Source organism: Streptomyces sp. NPDC048434 (assembly GCF_043200375.1).
In the GTDB taxonomy this organism is placed as follows: Bacteria; Actinomycetota; Actinomycetes; order Streptomycetales; family Streptomycetaceae; genus Streptomyces.
Genome location: NZ_JBICXQ010000005.1, coordinates 43226 through 60624 on the forward strand (window position 1 = coordinate 43226; position 17399 = coordinate 60624).

Sequence of the window (17399 nt, forward strand, 5' to 3'; positions counted from 1 at the left end):
TCCGGCACGACCGACAGACGGCACGCTGACACATGATTACTCTCCCTTAGCCCTTCGTTTGACATATGCGACATTCACGCCATCGCCGCAAGGAACTCTAGAATTTACACCCTCTCCATAAACGGTTGACTTGCGCCAGCGCGGGCCGCGATCACGAAGTCGAATCACGATCCAAGCGGCCTCGCTAGCGGTCGCAAATATCCGGACACGAGAGACACGCACCGCAAATCCGTCGCGGGAGTATCTCACTAAATAGTGCCAAGTGACCTGTTTGGAAAAATTCCCCGAGTTGCTCGGCACACCGAAACAATGATTGCATCGCGCCCGGTCGAGGAATTGAGGCACAGAGCCCTCTGTCACTGCCCGCCACCGCATTGCTTTTCAGGCCGTCGACCGGGCCAGCGGGGGCAGGAATCGAGAACAGCAACCGCTCTCCCCCAACGGGTGGTACGCCAGTCAGGAGGGAGCAACGTGGGTTGCTCGCACGCCGCAGGATGCCCCCTTTTCCCCCTACTCAAGGCGAGCTTGCAAGGTTGGCGCGAGTACTACTGCGACAGCGCGGATCGATGGCTCGGCTGTGCGCGCTACCAGATGTCACTCACCGGCGAGCGCGTGCCGATCAGCCTGCTGCCCAACGGAGCCCAGGCGCGGCACCTCGAAGCCCCGGCTGAGGTGGACCAATCCAGCGCCACCCGGACGACCCGGCCACATGAGCAGTCAGGACCTGGAACCGCGACACCGGAGGCCATGGCCCATTTCGAGGCAACACCTACGCGAGCAGGTGTCTGGCATCACCAACCGTCACCACAGGTTGCCCGACCTTCAGACCGCCTCGCTGCGCCCGGCTCAAAGCGCGGCTGGTGGGCTCGATTTGCCGATTGGATGAGAGGACCCGCATGAGTCCCTACTGGCCCTGGTGGGCGGGCGCTATCGGGCTCGCTCTGATCACCATCAACCACACCCTCATCACCGATCGGTCTCTCGGGGTGTCGGCCGCGTGGGATCGCGTGCTGCACTGGCGTCGCGAACACCAGCTCGAGCGGATGGACGAGGAGTTCGCCGACGACCAAGCTCTCGCTGAGGCGCTTGCCGCAGCCACAGCGGAGCACTTTGGCACCGGCACGCCTACCGTGCCGCAGGTTCCGTACGAGAAGTCGCAGCCGCTCGAAGCCGACGCCGAATCGGCAGCGAGTGAGCGCCCGGCAGCCACGAGCCTGCGCCCGGCCCCGCTGGTCACTCAGGCTGCCCTGCTGATGTCGATCTTCCTCGGTGGGTTCATCGCCGCGGTCGCCTCCGGGCGCTTCCACCTCCGCTACGACATGGGCCCGGGTTTTCGGGACCTGGTCACCGCCGATTCGACCACCATGATCGCCATGCTGTTCGTGGGAGGTGTGCTGGTCGGCTTCGGCACTCGGCTGGCCGGTGGGTGCAGCTCCGGCCACGGACTCAGCGGCTGCGGCCGGCTGCGGCCGGTCAGCATCGTCGCGACCGCCGTGTTCTTCGGCACCGCCGTCGCGGTGTCGTTCCTCCTGTGGAAGGTGATCTGATGCGCACCCGGGGCGCGATTCTGCTGGCCAACATCATCACCGGACTGGCCCTCGGTTATACCGTCACCAACATCGGTTTCGGCGAATACGCCGAGCTGAACCGCATGTTCACCTTCCAGGACCTGCGCATGTTCCTCTCCTTCGCGGGTGCTGTGGTGATCCTCGTGTGCGCGTTCGCTCTGCTGCGGGTCCGCCGCACCCCAGGGCGCATCCACGCCGGCGTGATCCCCGGCGCGGTGTTGTTCGGTACGGGCTGGGCGATCTCAGGTGGGTGCCCTGCAATCCCGGTCATCCAGGTCGCCAGCGGATACCTGCCTGCCCTGATCACCATCGTCGGCGTCATCGTCGGTATCCGGTTGTGCCGCTGGGCCAACGCCCGGTACTTCCACCTCGACCGCGGCTCCTGCGGGCTATAACCAAGAACGCCCACCGACACGAGCCATGGAGGTTGGGGCTCTCGCTTTGACGATCTCCCCGACGGCTTGCGTCGCCCATGCCCACCTGGGACTGGGCGACGCAGAGCCCGGCTCCCGCGGCGTCACGGACCGCGAAGCGGCCGGGGTGCGGGCGGTTGCGTCGACGGCCAGCCAGAACGCATCTTGCGGCAGTCTGGAACGGTGACTGCATCGCTTGTTGAGCGGATGGTGGCGGACGACCTGTGGGAGTTGTTCGAGCGGGTGGTTCTGCCGGCTCCGGAACGCCCGCAGGGCGGTGGCCGGCGGCGGCACGGTGACCGGGAGGTCCTGGCCGCGATCATCTTCGTGGCCACCTCGGGATGCACATTGAACCAACTGCCGCCGGGCTTCGGACCTTCGGGGGTGACCGCGTTCCGCCGGTTCACCGAGTGGACCGAGGCAAGAGTGTGGGCCAAGCTCCACCGCTTGGTACTCGACGAGCTCGGCGCCCAGGGCGAGCTGGACTGGTCGCGGTGCGCGGTCGACTCCGTCAGCGTCCGCGCCCTCAAAGGGGACGGCTGACGGGACCGAATCCGACCGACCGCGGCAAGAACGGATCGAAAATCCACCTGCTCGTCGACCGCAACGGCCTGCCCCTGTCACTCGGCGTCTCCGCGGCCAACCTCCACGACAGCCAGGCCCTCATCCCGCTGGTCCGCGGTACCCCGCTCATCCGCTCCCGCCGCGGCCCCCGACGCCGACGGCCCACCAAGCTCCACGGCGACAAAGGCTACGACTACCCCCACCTGCGGCGCTGGCTCTCCCTTCGGCAAATCAGCCACCGCATCGCCCGCAGAGGCACCGAGTCCTCCAAGCACCTGGGCCGACACCGTTGGGTCGTAGAGCGCACGGTGTCCTGGCTGTCGGGATGCCGACGCCTCCACCGCCGCTACGAACGCAGCCCCGAGCACTTCCTCGCCTTCACAGCCATCGGGGCAACCCTTATATGCCACCGCCGCATCGCCAAATGAAGAGGTCTGTGCAGGGTGGCGGGCTGACAGCCGGGCGGCCACCACAGCCGTGCCGACCATCGCCTCCTCATGCATGTCGTGATCAACGCTGCCTTCGGCGTCACGGGCTGCTCGGGACGCCGAGGAGGTTCGCATCGGCTACCCGAGCATCAGCTCGTGAGTGTCTCGTGCGGGAAGGACGAGGTGACGACGCGACTGGCGAACTTCCACTGGCCTGCGGCCCGGACGTAGCGATCGCTGTACGTGACGTGGGCGCGCGCGTAACTGCCATCGGTCTTCACGATCTCGACGAGACAGTTGACCCTGCCTTCACCATGGTCACCCTCGATGCTGGTGATCAGGTGGTTGAACATCATATGGACGACTTTCGTGGAGTTGGCCATGAGGGCGTCGCGGAAGAAGACGCGGATCGCCTCGCGGCCTTCGAACAAGCCGAGACCGGTTTCGGTCTCGTCCAGGGTGCCGTCCTCGGCCCAACAGTCGACGGACTCGTCAAGCTGTCCAGAGTCGAAAGCAATCGCGTAGCGACTATTGAGGTCCTGGATCTCTGCACGGTTATCGCTCATGCCGGAATTGTACGTTTGCGAACATGATCAGAATCGACCGGTGTGGCGCACCGGAGGAGAGCCGCCCTCCGTAGTCGGCGTGCGCCAGGGTGGAGTGGACCATACATCTGAACCAAGCTCACCTACGGCCAGTGCAGCGGCGCGGCACTGGCGGCGCGGGGCCTGCCCGGCCAGAACGCTCACTCATATCCGACCGGGCACGGTGCGGTCATCTTTTGCCGAGAGGGCCGACCTGCGGGACTTCGGATATATGCCATCGCCGTATCGCCAAATGAAATGACGTCTTACTGATCGCGGGATCGAGGTCGTCGGCGTGGATCCCGCCGTGGCCTCCGTCGACGTGGCTCGGGGCAAGCCGGGCAGCGAGCGGGTGCGTTGGATCTGCGGTGATGCGACGGCACTCCCGCCGCTGCGGGTCGACCTCGCGACCATGACGGCGAATGTGGCCCAGGCGATCGTCGATCCACGGGCGTTGCGGAAGACCCTGCGGGGGACCTACGAAGCACTGCGGCCCGGCGGACGTCTGGTGTTCGAGACCCGGGACCCGGCCAGGCGTGCCTGGGAGGAGTGGAATCACGACGCTTCGTACGGCGTGACGGAGATTCCGGGCGTCGGCGTGGTGGAGAGCTGGGTCCAGTTGGTCGAGGTGAGTGGGCCGCTGGTGACGTTCCGGTGGACCTACGTGTTTGCTGCGGACGGGCAGGTGCTGACCTCGGAATCGACGTTGCGTTTCCGTGAGCGTCAGGAGGTCGAGGCGGAGCTGATTGCGCAGGGGTATGTGGTGGAGGACATTCGCGACGCTCCCGACCGCCCGGATCGGGAGTTTGTCTTCCTCGCACGACGCCCAGAATGCATCGCATCGACAAATCCGGCCGGTGGAACTACGGACCGATCCGGGCAACACCTTGCCATCGGGAACCGACGATCAGCCGTGGAAAATCGTCGGCGACAATCGCGTGGTAGGCCAGTCCGTGGCTCATCCTGTCGATGACGATGGCAGCCGCTCCTTCCCCAGGTGCTGAAGCTGACCGGAGGGGTCAGGCTGAAGTATGGGGTGCGGAATCGCGCCACGCTGTGCAGCGTCCCGTCCACCCCTCTGTTTGCTCATGGACCGATGGGGGCGATGGGACCGATTGGGGCGATGGGACCGAGGGGATCGAGCCCCAGTACGCCGGGGCCGGCGTACTGCCCTCAGCACGGACTACACGTCCGCCACCTGCACCGATGATGTCGCCGGTCGCCGGTCGCCGGTCGCCGGTCGCCGGTCGCCGGTCGCCGGTCGCCGGTGGCGAGCCGTGCCCCGTGCTCTCCGGCACACGACACCGATCGCAGCGGTCCGGCCGTGAGCCGTCGTGAAGGAGGAGCCGTGCAGGACGACGCAGCCGACCACTTCGTGCACGTCAGGGGCGCCGGCGAGCACAACCTGAGGAACGTCGACGTCGACGTTCCCCGGGACGCGATGGTCACCTTCACCGGCGTGTCCGGCTCGGGCAAGACCTCGCTCGCCTTCGGCACGCTCTACGCCGAGGCCCAGCGCCGGTACTTCGAATCCGTCGCGCCGTACGCTCGCCGGCTGCTGCAGCAGGTCGGTGCACCGCATGTGCAGGAGATCACCGGGCTGCCGCCGGCCGTGGCCCTGCAGCAGCGTCGCGGGGCCCCCAGCTCGCGGTCGACGGTCGGCACCCTCACGACGTTGTCCAATTTGCTGCGGATGCTCTACTCCCGTGCCGGAACCTACCCGGCGGGGGCCCCGCGGCTGGAAGCCGAAGCGTTCTCGCCCAACACCGTGGCCGGCGCCTGCCCGCGGTGCCACGGACTGGGGGTGGTGCACGACGTCGCCGAGGATCTGCTCGTCCCGGACACATCGCTGAGTATCCGCGACGGCGCGATCGCGGCCTGGCCGGGTGCCTGGCAGGGCGCCAACCTGCGCAGCGTCGTGAGCGGTCTGGGGATCGACATCGACAAACCATGGCGCAGGCTCAAGAAGAAGGACCGGGACTGGCTGCTGTACACCGACGAGCAGCCGTCCGTCCTCATCGAGCCGGAGCCCGACCGCATCGACTACGGCTATTACGGGAAGTTCTGGAGCGCCCGTAAGCACGTCATGCACGTGCTCGCCGACTCCAAGAGCGAGCGGATGCGCGACCGGGCGATGCGGTTCGTCCGGAGCGTGACCTGCCCCGTATGCCACGGGAGCGGCCTACGGCCGGAGGCGCTCGCGGTGACCTTCTCAGGCCGTTCCATCGCCGAGGTCAACGCGCTGCCGCTCACCGAACTCCTCGCGCTGCTAAGCCCCGTCGCCCAGCTGTCCGAGGCCGCAGCCGCCACGTCGACCGCACTGTCCGGGGAGACGACCGAGGTCGCCGTGCGGATCTGCGCCGACGTGGTCACGCGCGTCGAGGTACTGCTCGACCTCGGCCTGGGGTACCTCAGTCTCGGGCGCCGCTCGACGACGCTGTCACCCGGCGAGGCACAGCGCCTGCGGATCGCCACCCAGCTGCGTTCGGGCCTGTTCGGGGTCGTCTACGTGCTCGACGAGCCCTCCGCCGGCCTGCACCCGGCCGACGCGGAGCCGCTGCTGGACGTGCTGGACCGCCTGAAGACGTCGGGTAACTCGCTGTTCGTCGTGGAGCACGACATGGACGTCGTACGACGAGCGGACTGGGTCGTCGACATCGGTCCAGGTCCGGGGGAGGGCGGCGGACGTGTGTTGTACAGCGGTCCGGTCCCCGGGCTCGAGCAGGTCCAGGAGTCAGCCACCAGCCGGTACCTGTTCGGGCGCGCCGAGCCGCTCGACCATCGCCCCCGGAAGCCGCAGGGCTGGCTGCACCTGCACGGCGTCTCCCGTCACAACCTGCACAATGTGTCCGTTGACGTACCGCTCTGCGTGCTGACGGCGGTGACCGGAGTGTCCGGCTCCGGCAAGTCGACGCTGGTCACGCAGGTGCTCGCCGAGGTCGTGCGCAGCCACCTCGGACAGGCGCCGGAAGAGCCCGACGAGGCTGGGCTTGAGGTCGACGTGCAGGACGCGTCGGGGCTTGAGTCGTTCGACCGGCTGGTTCGCGTCGACCAGCGGCCCATCGGCCGCACGCCCCGGTCCAACTTGGCGACGTACACGGGGATGTTCGACGCCGTGCGCAAGCTGTACGCGGCGACGGACGAGGCGAGGGCGCGCGGGTACACGGCCGGGCGGTTCTCCTTCAACGTCCCGGAGGGGCGGTGCGAGACCTGCCAGGGCGAAGGCTTCGTCGCGGTCGAGTTGTTGTTCCTGCCCGGGACCTATGCAGCGTGCCCGACCTGCCACGGTGCGCGGTACAACGCCGAGACCCTAGAGGTGACCTACCGCGACAAGAACATCGCCGACGTGCTGGCGATGTCCGTCGACGACGCCGCCACGTTCCTCGCCGACGTCCCGGCCGCCTCCCGGAGCCTCGAGACGCTCCGGGAAGTGGGGCTGGGGTACCTGCGGCTGGGCCAGCCGGCGACGGAGCTCAGCGGTGGTGAAGCCCAGCGCATCAAGCTGGCCACCGAGCTGCAGCGAGCCCGCCGCGGCCACGCCCTCTACCTGCTCGACGAGCCGACAGCAGGGCTGCACCCTGCGGACATCGCGCTGCTGCTGCGACAACTGCACCGGCTCGTCGACGCCGGAAACACGGTCGTCCTGGTCGAGCACGACCTGGATGCGATCGCCACCGCCGACTGGATCATCGACCTTGGACCGGGCGGCGGAGACGCGGGCGGCCGGGTGGTCGCCACCGGCCCGCCCACCAAAGTCGCCAGAGCCAAGCGCAGCGCCACCGCGCCCTATCTCGCGCCGCGACTTGTGCCTTCCTGAGCGGGGGAGTCGCCCGACCACGGCTCGGAGCGGGTCTTCTTCCCTTTCCGGATTCCGTTTCCGTTTCCGTTTGCCCAGGGCGTCCCGGAGTGGGCGGCGGCGTGTGCCGTGCCCGCGAGTAGAGGGTCATGGATCGTCAGGCGCTGGGACGGGCAAGGCAATGCAGGGCAACAAATGAGGGGACCGTATGAATTCGCGCTGTGTCATTCTCAACATCGGTGGAGTCCTGGAGATCACGCCCGAGACGGGATGGATGGCACGCAGGCGAGCCAGGTGCGGCCGGACCGCCCGAGCAGGTCAGGCTGCCGCGGACGGATCGGGCCGGTCGCGGGCTGTCGGGGCACTACGTCTGACCGGGTCCCAGATCTCTGATCGCGAGCGCCGGTGGTCTGGACTTGGACAGGCGGGTAGTTGCGAGGCCACTGCCACGGCCGGAATGGAACAGATGCTCGTTGCGAGGTCAGGTGACGCTGCTGCCGTGCTGGGCATCTGGAACCTGGGGCAGCCATGAGACGGCGTCCTCGCGGAAGCTCTGGTTGACCGGCACGAGGCCGGACGCGTCATCCAGTGCCGAGAGGGTGATCGCGATGCTGTTGGCCCCGTCGTCGAGAGCGCACAGCTGGCTGCCGCAGCACGGACAGAAGCCACGCCGGGAGTCCGGCCAGGTGTAGTGCCACGCCGGATAGCCGCCCTCCCCGGTCCAAGTCAGGCCGCTCAGAGGGAAGGAGACCCAGGACATCATCGGGCCGCCCGACAGCCTCTGGCAGTGCGTGCAACTGCAGGTGTGGGGATAGTCGGCCTCGCCCGTGACGGTGAAGCGGATCCTCCGGCACAAGCACCCGCCGGACCGTAGGGGGTTGTCGGCACTCATGCCCATTGGCTCGTCTCCCCTTGGCGGTGTGGTCATTGCGTTGCCTCCTCGGTGACTGTGTGCGGCGTGGGCAGCCGCCACGTCAAGGCGCCCTGCCCGCGTCCGGCGCTCACCCGCTGTTCGCCGTCGGACTCAAGATCGAGCCGGTAGACCTCCGGCTCCCCGGCGGCCCGCCACCGGACGGTCGTCTCGCGGATCTCGGCCCAGATGTCCCGCGGGCCGCTGGCCGTGACCGTCCACGTGCTGGCCCCGTCCGGGCGGGCGACCATCCAGGAGCCGCAGCCGGGCGCGCCGATCACCAGGTCGTCGACCCCCCTGTGCCGCACCAGGCCCGGGTGCAGGGCGTCCAGCGCGAGCCAGAAGCCGCGGGCCTCATCCGACGGCGGTACCTCAGTGGATCGGAAGGGCGGAGCCTCCGCGCTACCAGCGGACCGCGCTGCGATGCGCTCGCGGAAGGCTGCGGACAGGAAGATCTGCTGGCGGCCGTGCCCCGCCCGGTGGGCGAACTCCACCGCCCGCAGGTGCGAGGTGACCCGCCCGTCCGGGCTCCGGGAGACCACCGCCAGCGCGGGCCACGACGGCGACGTCGTCGTGATGTGCATCAGCAGCCGCCCCCCTGGGGCGAGTTGATTCACCAACGCGGCCGGCACGCAGGGGAGGGCGAACGAGACGAAGATCCGGTCGTACGGGGCGCGCTCCGGCCAGCCGGCCTCCCCGCTGCCGCTCACCACGGCGGGCCGGTACCCGAGGGCTCCCAATCGCGCCTGCGCGGCTACCGCGATGTGCTGATCCCGGTCGAGGGTGACAACGCCGGTATCCCCGCAGATGTGACAGGCCACCGCCGCAGTCACCGCCGCTCCGGCGCCGATGTCGAGCACCCGATGTCCGGGCCGCAAGTCCAGCTCCTGCAACAGCAGGGCGGTAAGGCTCATCACGGTCGACATGGACGTGATCCCCCCGCCTGACCGGGCACGGCCAGTCCGGCCCACGAGAGGCTCCCCGTCGTGCTGGATGAGCACGCTCTCGCCGCCGTAGAGCACAGCCAGCAGCTCCTCGCGGTCACCCGGTTCCGACCAGTCCAGCAGGTCCCAGCGCGGCGGACGTTCATCGAGCGCGCTGCGGCGGACGTACGCCTGCGGCATGAGCAACTCGCGAGGCAACGCGAGCAGTGCCTCGTGCACCCGGCCGGGAACGAGGGCACCGGCCGCCTCCAGCCGGGCGGCCATCTCCGCCCGCGCGGACGCTGCTTCACCTGCGAGGCCCGGTCCTGGGCCGCCTGCCCCTGTCGGCCGGGCACTGTCCCGCCGGGGTGGCACACCGCCTTGCGTGGCGGTTCGGTCCGTTCCTCGGCGCGTCTCAGCGGTCATGACCAGCCCATCTCCGTGTAGAGGCGGCCTGCACGGATGCCTTCGATGGCGGCCCGGGTGTAGGGCACGATCGGCGCTGGGAGCTCGTCCGGGTGCCACCAGCCCCAGCCCGTGCACTTGTCGGGCTCCCGGACCTCCGGAGTTCCCGACCACTGGCGAGCCCGGAAGACCACTTGCATCAGTGGTTGGCCACCGGGACGGTCTGACCGCCCGCCTGAAGGGGTGAACATCCGGGCGTAGTCGCCCCCGAGGGGCATGAGTTCTCGACGGGATCCCGCCTCGATGGTGCTCACCGGGCCTCCTTGTGCTCACGTGTCTCTTCGCGCCGAGGTGCCGGGAGTGCGTCTGCCGGGGGAAGAGCGATTCCGTACTGGGCGGCCTGCGCTTGGAACATGCCGTGGTAAAGGCCACCGGCGGCCATGAGCTGGTCGTGCGTGCCGTGTTCGGCGACGCGCCCGTCGTCGAGGACGTAGATGTGGTCGGCGGTGGCGGTCGCGGCGAGACGGTGGGTGATCAGCACGACCCCGGTGCCATCGCCTGCCACGGACCGCAGACGCTCGAACGCTTCGATCTCGGCGTGCGGGTCGAGGGCGGAGGTGGGTTCATCCACCAGGAGGAACGGCGCGTCGCGGTAACGGCTGCGGGCGTTGCCCAGCTTCTGCCACTGCCCGCCAGAGAGCTGCACACCGCGTTCATAGCCCTTGAAGACGATGGAGTCCCATCCGTGCTCCAAGCCCTCGATCAGGTCGCCCACATCGGCGGCCCGTGCGGCGGCCTTGACCTGGCTCATGTCCCGTGGGCGGTCCCCGGCACCGACGGCGATATTTGCGGCGGCCGTCATCTGCCAGTGCGGGAAGTCCTGCGCCAGCAGCCCGATGGAGCCGAAGACCTGGGCCCGGTCGGCCTCGCGTACCTCCACCCGGTCCCCGTCCGCCCCCACCCACCACACTTCTCCGGTGCCGGGCAGCAGCAGTCCGGCCAGGAGCTTGGCCAGCGTGGTCTTGCCTGAGCCGTTCGCGCCCACCAGTGCCGTCACCTCGCCCCGGCGCACGGTCACGCTCACCTCGCGCAGTGAGGGCTCCGCCGCTCCCGGGTAGGTGAAGGAGAGGTCCTGTACTTGAATCGCTCGCACCGGGGAGGGGAGCGGCGCACCCGTCGTCGGGATGGCGTGCTTCGCCGCCAGCTCGGTGGCCGCCTCGGTGTCGCCGAGCTGCAGCATCTCCTCATACATGCGGTTGACCTGCTGCACGAGGGAGGTGAGCTGGGCGGTGGAGTTGCGGATTGCGACCACCGCGGTGCCACCGACCGCCAGCGGTAGTCCGCCGCTCGTCAGCAGCCACCACAGCACCCCGTAGCAGCCCAGGGACGCCAGACCGGAGAACGCGCCGGCGGCAAGATCCGTACGAGCTTGAGCCCGGGCCAGGCGCCGCTGTTCGGTCTCCATCAGCCCCGACATCTCCCCGTACCCGCGCAGCAGCAGCGCGGAGGCCGCGTGCACCCGGATCTCGCCCGCCGCGTGCGGCATCGTCAGGTACTGCAACAGGGTGGCCACTGCCCGACGGTGATCCACCCAGTGCAGTCGCGAAATGTATTCGCGCCGGGCGGACCGCACAGCCCCCCAGCCCTTGGGCAGGGCGATGGCCAGCAGCATCGGAAGGAGGGCCCAGGCCAGCGAGGCCAGCACGACGGCCGCAGCCACCATGCCGATCACCACGCCGGCGACACCAACGGACAGGCCGAGCATCCGCCTGGCGGAGTCGGTGCCGAACTTCCCGGCCTCCAAGTGCCGCTGCACGTCCGGCCGTTCAGTAGCCTCGACTTCCACCCGTGCGAGGGCTCGGTAGTACTGGGTGGTCACGGCCCGCTCGACCTGCGGTTCCAGCCGTCCGGACATCGCTGTCGACCAGGCCGACAGCAGGGCCGCCCCCACGGAGACGACGGCCAGCACCAGCAGCGCAGGCAGTGACTGCCGCAGCTTGTCTCCGGTCGGACCGTCCGCGAACAACTGGTTGAGCACACCGTTCACGGCCACCAGGCCGAGCGCGGCCGTCACACCCTGTGCGATCTGCGAGACCACCAGGCCGATCAATGCCCGTCGGTCTGCGGTCCACCCGGCCCGTAACACGACGCCCACCATGCGCGGCAGAGCGGCGGCCATCTGCCCGAACCGCATACGGGCGACCGCACCTTCGTGCTCAATGAACGACTGGTCCCAGCGCAGCCGTCCCCCGAACAGCTCGCGCTCCGCCGCCGAAATGCCGTCCGCGTCTGTCTGCTGGTCCTTCACAGCCCGGGCGAAGCGGGCCACGTCGCTCCATAGCTTCATGCCTGCCACCACGTATCCGGACGGGATGAGTGGAGAGTACGACGGGAAGAGGCGTCAATTACGTGACTAGGGGGGCCCGCCGCCACGGGCGCGGACTGCCGCCGTTCGAATCGAATGGGGTGATGTGCGTGGACGTACACAGAGTTCATGACTTCTCCCGGAAGGGCGTTGGTGGGCACAGGTGCTCTAAAGAACGGCCCGTACTGCTCCCCGTAACGGGTACTTCGGGGGCAAATAGTGAACGCATGTTCCAGTCGTTGGCGCAGAGTGCATGGCAATTGGCCTGTGAGCGTCTGCGGGAACTCGAACAGCACGGGCCGCTCTTTCGGGGGATTGCGTGGGCAGTAGGTGGTTGGCTCCCCGACGCGCGGGGCTGAGGGCAGGGCTGGGAGGGCACCGACGGATACGTGCCGATGCCTCGGAGCGGCGCAGGTTCAGGCGGCCGAGGTCACCAGGAGAGCCGGCAGCGCCTGAGCAAGCCGTTCGGAAACGGCACCGCTGCCGAGAATCGGGCGCATCGCCCTGGCTGTCGCGGTCAGCACCACCCCGGCAGCCACCCCGGTGAGCAGCTGGCAGGCCAGCAGCAGCAGGACGGCCGGACGGTCGACGTCCCAGGACATCTTGGCGATACGCGGCAGGACCGAAGGGAGCTGTCCGCAGAGCTTGCGGAACAAGACCTCGCCCAGCGGATTTACGGAGTACTGCCCCGAATAGGTGATCTCGGCGGGGGGGGGGGGCGGCTCTGTGGCTTGCGTCGTTTTGGCATCAGTCGAGGTCAACTGCATACCTCCTGCACGGTCGTTGGGGTCCGATCGGCGCCACCGGGGTCAACGACCAGAGCGCCGATATCGAACACACGTGTTTGAGTCGGTATGGATTCCGCACGGGCGCGCGGAAGGTGGTGGGTGCCCGGTGCATCGACCCTTGGGGCGCAGCGGAAGGCCGCGCATGCAGGGGTGGCCGAAACGCCGAGGCTGATGCTCGTGTGACAGCTGGGCTTGCTGCCCGTCGGTGAACGGCACGGGCAGAGGCATCACAAGGCAGCGATAGGCAGGCCGAGCAACTCATTGAGGCGTAGGAGAGTTTGGTCGGGCTGTTGTGCGTGGATGGTGGTGATGCCGAGGTCCTGGGCAGGCCGGAGGTTCGCCTCGACGTCGTCCACGAAGATGCATTCCGGCCCGCGGCAGCCGAGCGGCGGATTCCAGGGGTCTTCGCTTCGAGCCCGAAGGGCAGGCAGCGGGGCCGCGTTGTTTGGGCGCCTACGGTGTGCTGGGCCCGCTCGGCCCTGGAGTCGACCGACGCGAGCTGAACGGCTGAGCCTTGACGGAGACGACGGCGCTGCACCTGCGGGCGCGGCGCCCTCTCCGTGTCCACCCGCTGTGCCGCTGCCGGTCGGGCACCGGTGGGACCGGGTGCCAGGGTCGACCCTGGCCGGCGGCGCCGCACACCTCATGCCCCCGAACGGCGAGGGCGCTTCGATGAGGCTCTCGCGACGAAACTCCCCTCGCTGGGGATCTGCCGGTCCGAATCGGCGCGATCATCTTCCTAGTTGGCGCGGCGGCCACTCTCGCCACGGTGACGCCGCTGTTCCTCGGGACCGAACCGCTGCCGTCCGTCTTCTACTGGCCGTGCATGCTGTTGGGCCTCGGTTTTCTGGTCGCCACGGCCGGAGTGATCCGTTTCCGCCACCGCTCAAGCGCCGTCAGGTGTCGGCGCCGTGGCCCCCGTCCGCCCCTTCCGTCATATAGCGCTCCAGCCAGGACGGAAACTCCGTCAGGTCCGCGAGCACCACCTCGGCACCGGCGTTGCGCAACTCCGTGGCATCGCACGGGCCGGTGGCGACCGCCACGGACAGCGCGCCCGCGGTGTGCGCCCCGACGACGTCACCGATGTGGTCGCCGACGTAGACCTGGGCGTGGTGCTTGCGCAGCGCCTCGGCCTTGCCCTCCGCCCACAGGGAGCCGAAGAGGGCGTCCACGTCGAGGCCGAGGTGTTCCAGGTGCAGCTTGGCGTTGGGCTCGTACTTCGCCGTCACCACGATCGCCCGGCCGCCCGCCGCATGGATCGCGGCGAGGGCCTCGCGGGCGCCGGGCAGGGCGGGCGTCGCCGCGATCGCGTACTGCGGATACAGCTCGCGGAAGAGAGTGGCGGTCTCCGCCACCTTCTCCTCGGGGAACCAGTGGCGGATCTCGTGCTCCAGCGGGGGCCCCAGCCGGCTCGCCGCGAGGTCGGCGTCGATGAAGGTGCCGGTCCTGGCCGACAGCTCCTGATAGACGGCCTTGATGCCCGGGCGCGAGTCGATCAGCGTCATGTCGAGGTCGAAGCCGACCGTCAGAGGGTGTGCAGCCATGCCTGCCATTGTGCCTGCGGCGGCATCCTCGGTCAGGGAGGCACGACCTCGGCCCCCTCAGCGGGGCACCCGCCGCATCCGCCACACCAGGAACAACGCCGAGGCGACCGCCGCGACCTGCCCGCTTCCCGGCAGCCCGTCGGCCCTCTCCTGCCCCAGCCGGCCTTGGCCAACGGGCTCGCCCCACCGCCCGTCGAACCGGCCCCACAGCCACACCACCACGCCGCCGACGACGATCCCGGGCACGCCGAGCGCCGCGAACTTGGCCTCGGTCCGGCTCATCCGCTGCGATACGTAGGCGAGCCCCCAGCCGCCCGCCAGCACGAGCCACGACCTCAGCGCCGCACCGGCCACCAGCAGGAGGACGGCCGGCGTCAGGACACCGACTGGCCCGGCACGGACCGAGGCTCGCTCATGCCGGACCCGCGGACGAGATTGCCTTCCTGGGCCCGGTGTTCATGGACGAGTCGGACGGCTATGGCGCCCTCCCCCGTGGCGGAGGCGACCCGCTTGACGGACCCGCTCCTGACGTCACCCGCGGCGAAGACACCCGGCATCGTGGTCTCCAGCATCAGTGGCCCGCGCCCGAGCGATTCCCAGATGTTCTCGTCGGCCGCGGCCCGGGCGTCGGCGCCGGTGAGCACGAACCCCCGTCGGTCCAGCGCGACCACGTCCTTCAGCCACTCGGTGTGCGGCCGGGCGCCGATGAACACGAACAGGGCGCGGGCCGGCAGTTCGCGACGGTCGCCGGAGGCGTTGTCCTCCACGGTCAACGACTGCAGGGTGCCCTCTCCGTTGACCTGGCGCACTTCGGTGTGGGTCAGCACCTCGACCTTCGGATGGTGTGTCACCTGGTCCACCAGGTAGCGCGACATGTCCTTGCCGAGGTCGCTGCTGCGGACGATCAGATACACCTTGGGTGCGTATTCGGCGAGGAAGAGCACCGCCTGGCCTGCGGAGTTGCCCCCGCCGACCACGGCCACGGGGTCCATCCGGCACAGGTTGGCTTCGTGGAGTGTGGCGGCGTAGTAGACGCTGGAGCCTTCCAGCCGGTCGATGCCGGGGACGTCGAGCCTGCGGTAGCGCACTCCCGAGGCCAGGACGATGGTGGCGGCCTGGATCTCGGAGCCGTCCGCGAAGGTGAGGGCGTACCGGCCGTCGCGCGGTTCGAGTGAGGTGACCTCGGCGGGGACGGTGAGCTGTGCGCCGAATTTGCGGGCCTGGAGCACCGAGCGTTCCATGAGTTCGCCACCCGAGATCCCGGAGGGGAAGCCCAGATAGTTCTCGATGCGCGAGGAGGTGGCGGCCTGGCCTCCGGTGGCCATGGCGTCGACGGCCACGGTGACGAGGCCGTCGGATGAGCCGTAGACGGCGGCGGCGAGCCCGGCCGGGCCCGCGCCGATCACCACCAGGTCGTATTCACCGTCGCCGTGCGCAGAGGTGGGGAGTCCGATGAGGCGGGCGAGGTCCGCGATGCTGGGATTGCGCAGTACCTGCTCTCCCTTCCACATGACGACCGGGGTCTCGTCCGGACGGATGCCGAACCGGCGCAGCAGCGCCTCGGCTTCCTTGTCCTTCTCCAGGTCGATCCATCGGTGTGGTAGCCGGTTGCGGGCGGCGAATTCACGCAGCCGCAGGGTGTTGGGCGAGTAGCACGAGCCCAGGATCCGGAAGCCGGCGCCTAGGCCGATGAGCAGGGACCGGCGGCCGAGGTAGGCGCGCAGAATCAGGTCCCCGAGGACCGGATCGCGTGCCACCAGGGCCCGCTGGCGCTCCACCGGGACCGCGAGGACCTGGCCGGGCTCGCGTACGACCGCGGTGTCGAACGCCGTCTGGCCTTCGAGCAGACCGAGTTCCCCCAGAAAGCGGCCGGGGCCGTGTACCGCCACGGTACGTTGGTCGGGACCGCCGTAGTCGTGGATGACCTCGACCATCCCGCTGACGATGGCAAGGAACTCCTCGCACGGTTCGCCCTCGCGGAACAGCACCTCGCCCCGCTGCGTGGGGCGGTACTCGCCGTACTGGGCCAGCGCATCGAGCTGTTCCAGCGTCAGCCGGGGGTAGGCGCCGTGCAGATCGGGGGTTTCGGTGAGTGTCCCGTCCGGGCCCGCGGCAGTCATCAGACCACGGCCTCGTGGACGTAGCACCAGCGCCAGTTCTCTCCCGGTTCGAGGGGTTGGACGATGGGGTGGCCGACGTTGGCGGCCTGCAGACGGGCCTGACGGATGCCGAAGATCCAGTCGATCAGAGCACCGGGCGCGGCCCCGCTCAGCGCCGCCCTACCAAAGCCGACACGACCGACAACTTGTCCGACGAGGTGTAGGCCGTGGCCGACGATGGCGACTCGTTCTCCAGGGAATTCCTGGTCAGAAAGGTAATCGACCGCGCGCTCCGCCTCCGCGCAAGGGGAATAGGAGGCAATGGTCTGCCGGCCCTGTGCGCTCATGTCCTGCCCTCCAGACGAAGCACGACACCCCTGGTTCACGGCTGACCGATTCAGTCTCGCCACCGGACGTGCCCCGCAGCCTGCGCCTGCGAGGCCGAAATCTGCCGACAAACTTGGTCTGCCAGTACGAGCCGCCCCCGGCGGCCACGGACAAGATCCGCAGAACTGAGTACGCTGGAAACCGGGGTGATTCCTCCAAGAAAGGCCGGGGAATCACGCCATGACCACGACCTTGGGCACGGCCGGTCGTTCCCCCCGGAACCTCTGGGGCCGCGAACACTTGGCGAACCTGTACCCATTTTCGTGCTCTCGATGATCATGAATGACGGACAGGACGAGAGCGACGTCCTGACACTGGCGCTCACCGCTGTGGGCGCGCTCGGTCCGTGCCGGGCCGAGGCCGCCTACTTCGCCTTCGGCGAGGATCTGACCCGCACTCCCGCACACCCGCCGCATGGCCGCACGCCACCCCCCAATCTGCGGGCCTGGGCGGGGCCGGGCCGCCCCGACCCGTACCCCAAACCCGAGGCGACCCTGCACGAAGAGCTTCTGCAGGAGGTGGCCCGCAGGCTGCGGCCGGTGCGGGGGGGGAACGGGTCATCGCCCTGGCCCGGCACCGTGGCGAGATCCTCGGCACGGTGGCCCTGATCGACCCCGAAGCAGGC

General features: G+C 68.9%; 15 protein-coding genes and 2 pseudogenes. 6 read left to right on the forward strand and 11 right to left on the reverse strand.

Going from position 1 to position 17399, the window contains the following annotated elements; genetic code table 11:
- Positions 1 to 896: 896 nt before the first annotated feature.
- The 3 genes from ACGFWI_RS07580 (at position 897) to ACGFWI_RS07590 (ending at position 2973) form a co-directional block, all read left to right on the forward strand.
- Positions 897 to 1547 carry a YeeE/YedE family protein gene (locus ACGFWI_RS07580; RefSeq protein ID WP_393905228.1) on the forward strand — a complete coding sequence of 217 codons (651 nt, stop codon included), beginning with the start codon at positions 897 to 899 and terminating at the stop codon, positions 1545 to 1547.
- Complete coding sequence (locus ACGFWI_RS07585) at positions 1547 to 1963, forward strand: YeeE/YedE thiosulfate transporter family protein (RefSeq protein ID WP_393904996.1); 417 nt, start codon at positions 1547 to 1549, stop codon at positions 1961 to 1963. The genes ACGFWI_RS07580 and ACGFWI_RS07585 overlap by 1 nt, the downstream gene beginning before the upstream one ends.
- Before the next feature lie 225 nt (positions 1964 to 2188).
- A protein-coding gene (locus ACGFWI_RS07590; RefSeq protein ID WP_393905229.1) for an IS5 family transposase occupies positions 2189 to 2973 on the forward strand; the annotation gives its coding sequence in 2 pieces (ribosomal slippage) (positions 2189 to 2513 and positions 2513 to 2973; 786 coding nt in all).
- Between the two features lie 149 nt (positions 2974 to 3122).
- On the opposite strand, the gene ACGFWI_RS07595 is transcribed toward ACGFWI_RS07590, so the two are convergent.
- A complete protein-coding gene (locus tag ACGFWI_RS07595; protein WP_393904997.1) occupies positions 3123 to 3539 on the reverse strand; it encodes a nuclear transport factor 2 family protein in 417 nt (138 codons plus the stop codon).
- Positions 3540 to 3822: 283 nt separating this feature from the next.
- Here ACGFWI_RS07595 and ACGFWI_RS07600 point away from each other — a divergent pair.
- Both ACGFWI_RS07600 and uvrA read left to right on the forward strand, forming a co-directional pair.
- Positions 3823 to 4386 (forward strand): annotated as a pseudogene (locus ACGFWI_RS07600) (class I SAM-dependent methyltransferase); the annotation flags it as partial.
- Between the two features lie 519 nt (positions 4387 to 4905).
- The gene (uvrA, locus tag ACGFWI_RS07605) at positions 4906 to 7374 is read left to right on the forward strand and encodes an excinuclease ABC subunit UvrA (RefSeq protein ID WP_393904998.1); all 2469 of its coding nucleotides are present in this window, start codon (positions 4906 to 4908) and stop codon (positions 7372 to 7374) included.
- Between the two features lie 460 nt (positions 7375 to 7834).
- Here the strand turns inward: uvrA and ACGFWI_RS07610 are convergent, their stop codons facing one another.
- The 10 genes and pseudogenes from ACGFWI_RS07610 to ACGFWI_RS07655 all read right to left on the reverse strand — a co-directional run bounded on the left by ACGFWI_RS07610 (position 7835) and on the right by ACGFWI_RS07655 (position 16734).
- The gene (locus ACGFWI_RS07610; RefSeq protein ID WP_393904999.1) at positions 7835 to 8281 is read right to left on the reverse strand and encodes a GFA family protein; all 447 of its coding nucleotides are present in this window, start codon (positions 8279 to 8281) and stop codon (positions 7835 to 7837) included.
- Positions 8278 to 9471, reverse strand: coding sequence for a protein-L-isoaspartate O-methyltransferase (locus ACGFWI_RS07615; RefSeq protein ID WP_393905000.1), 1194 nt, complete (start codon positions 9469 to 9471; stop codon positions 8278 to 8280). The genes ACGFWI_RS07610 and ACGFWI_RS07615 overlap by 4 nt, the downstream gene beginning before the upstream one ends.
- A 137-nt stretch (positions 9472 to 9608) precedes the next feature.
- Positions 9609 to 9905 carry a hypothetical protein gene (locus ACGFWI_RS07620; protein ID WP_393905001.1) on the reverse strand — a complete coding sequence of 99 codons (297 nt, stop codon included), beginning with the start codon at positions 9903 to 9905 and terminating at the stop codon, positions 9609 to 9611.
- A complete protein-coding gene (locus tag ACGFWI_RS07625) occupies positions 9902 to 11938 on the reverse strand; it encodes an ATP-binding cassette domain-containing protein (RefSeq protein ID WP_393905002.1) in 2037 nt (678 codons plus the stop codon). The genes ACGFWI_RS07620 and ACGFWI_RS07625 overlap by 4 nt, the downstream gene beginning before the upstream one ends.
- Positions 11939 to 12375: 437 nt before the next feature.
- Positions 12376 to 12723, reverse strand: a pseudogene (locus tag ACGFWI_RS07630) (ABC transporter ATP-binding protein); the annotation flags it as partial.
- 248 nt (positions 12724 to 12971) lie between these two features.
- Positions 12972 to 13100 (reverse strand): hypothetical protein, encoded by a 129-nt coding sequence (locus ACGFWI_RS07635; protein ID WP_393905003.1) that lies wholly within the window; start codon positions 13098 to 13100, stop codon positions 12972 to 12974.
- Positions 13101 to 13640: 540 nt separating this feature from the next.
- A complete protein-coding gene (locus ACGFWI_RS07640) occupies positions 13641 to 14288 on the reverse strand; it encodes an HAD family hydrolase (RefSeq protein WP_393905004.1) in 648 nt (215 codons plus the stop codon).
- A 57-nt stretch (positions 14289 to 14345) separates the two neighbouring features.
- Positions 14346 to 14642: a hypothetical protein gene (locus ACGFWI_RS07645; protein ID WP_393905005.1), complete on the reverse strand. Its 297-nt coding sequence runs from the start codon at positions 14640 to 14642 to the stop codon at positions 14346 to 14348.
- A gap of 20 nt (positions 14643 to 14662) precedes the next feature.
- On the reverse strand, positions 14663 to 16408 hold the full coding sequence (locus ACGFWI_RS07650) for an FAD-dependent oxidoreductase (RefSeq protein ID WP_393905006.1): 1746 nt from the start codon (positions 16406 to 16408) through the stop codon (positions 14663 to 14665).
- A complete protein-coding gene (locus ACGFWI_RS07655; RefSeq protein ID WP_393905007.1) occupies positions 16408 to 16734 on the reverse strand; it encodes a general stress protein in 327 nt (108 codons plus the stop codon). Before ACGFWI_RS07655 ends, ACGFWI_RS07650 begins: the two co-directional genes overlap by 1 nt.
- Positions 16735 to 17046: 312 nt before the next feature.
- Between ACGFWI_RS07655 and ACGFWI_RS07660 the strand changes: the two genes are divergently transcribed.
- Positions 17047 to 17382 carry a hypothetical protein gene (locus ACGFWI_RS07660; protein WP_393905008.1) on the forward strand — a complete coding sequence of 112 codons (336 nt, stop codon included), beginning with the start codon at positions 17047 to 17049 and terminating at the stop codon, positions 17380 to 17382.
- Positions 17383 to 17399: the final 17 nt, after the last annotated feature.

Excerpts from the sequence above, each read along its gene's own strand:
- ACGFWI_RS07580 (WP_393905228.1), top strand. The coding sequence starts at position 897 with ATGAGTCCCTACTGGCCCTGGTGGGCGGGCGCTATCGGGCTCGCTCTG.
- ACGFWI_RS07650 (WP_393905006.1), bottom strand. The coding sequence starts at position 16,408 with ATGACTGCCGCGGGCCCGGACGGGACACTCACCGAAACCCCCGATCTG.
- ACGFWI_RS07615 (WP_393905000.1), bottom strand. The coding sequence starts at position 9,471 with ATGGCCGCCCGGCTGGAGGCGGCCGGTGCCCTCGTTCCCGGCCGGGTG.
- ACGFWI_RS07625 (WP_393905002.1), bottom strand. The coding sequence starts at position 11,938 with ATGAAGCTATGGAGCGACGTGGCCCGCTTCGCCCGGGCTGTGAAGGAC.
- ACGFWI_RS07595 (WP_393904997.1), bottom strand. The coding sequence starts at position 3,539 with ATGAGCGATAACCGTGCAGAGATCCAGGACCTCAATAGTCGCTACGCG.
- ACGFWI_RS07655 (WP_393905007.1), bottom strand. The coding sequence starts at position 16,734 with ATGAGCGCACAGGGCCGGCAGACCATTGCCTCCTATTCCCCTTGCGCG.
- ACGFWI_RS07585 (WP_393904996.1), top strand. The coding sequence starts at position 1,547 with ATGCGCACCCGGGGCGCGATTCTGCTGGCCAACATCATCACCGGACTG.
- ACGFWI_RS07640 (WP_393905004.1), bottom strand. The coding sequence starts at position 14,288 with ATGGCTGCACACCCTCTGACGGTCGGCTTCGACCTCGACATGACGCTG.
- ACGFWI_RS07610 (WP_393904999.1), bottom strand. The coding sequence starts at position 8,281 with ATGACCACACCGCCAAGGGGAGACGAGCCAATGGGCATGAGTGCCGAC.
- ACGFWI_RS07660 (WP_393905008.1), top strand. The coding sequence starts at position 17,047 with ATGATCATGAATGACGGACAGGACGAGAGCGACGTCCTGACACTGGCG.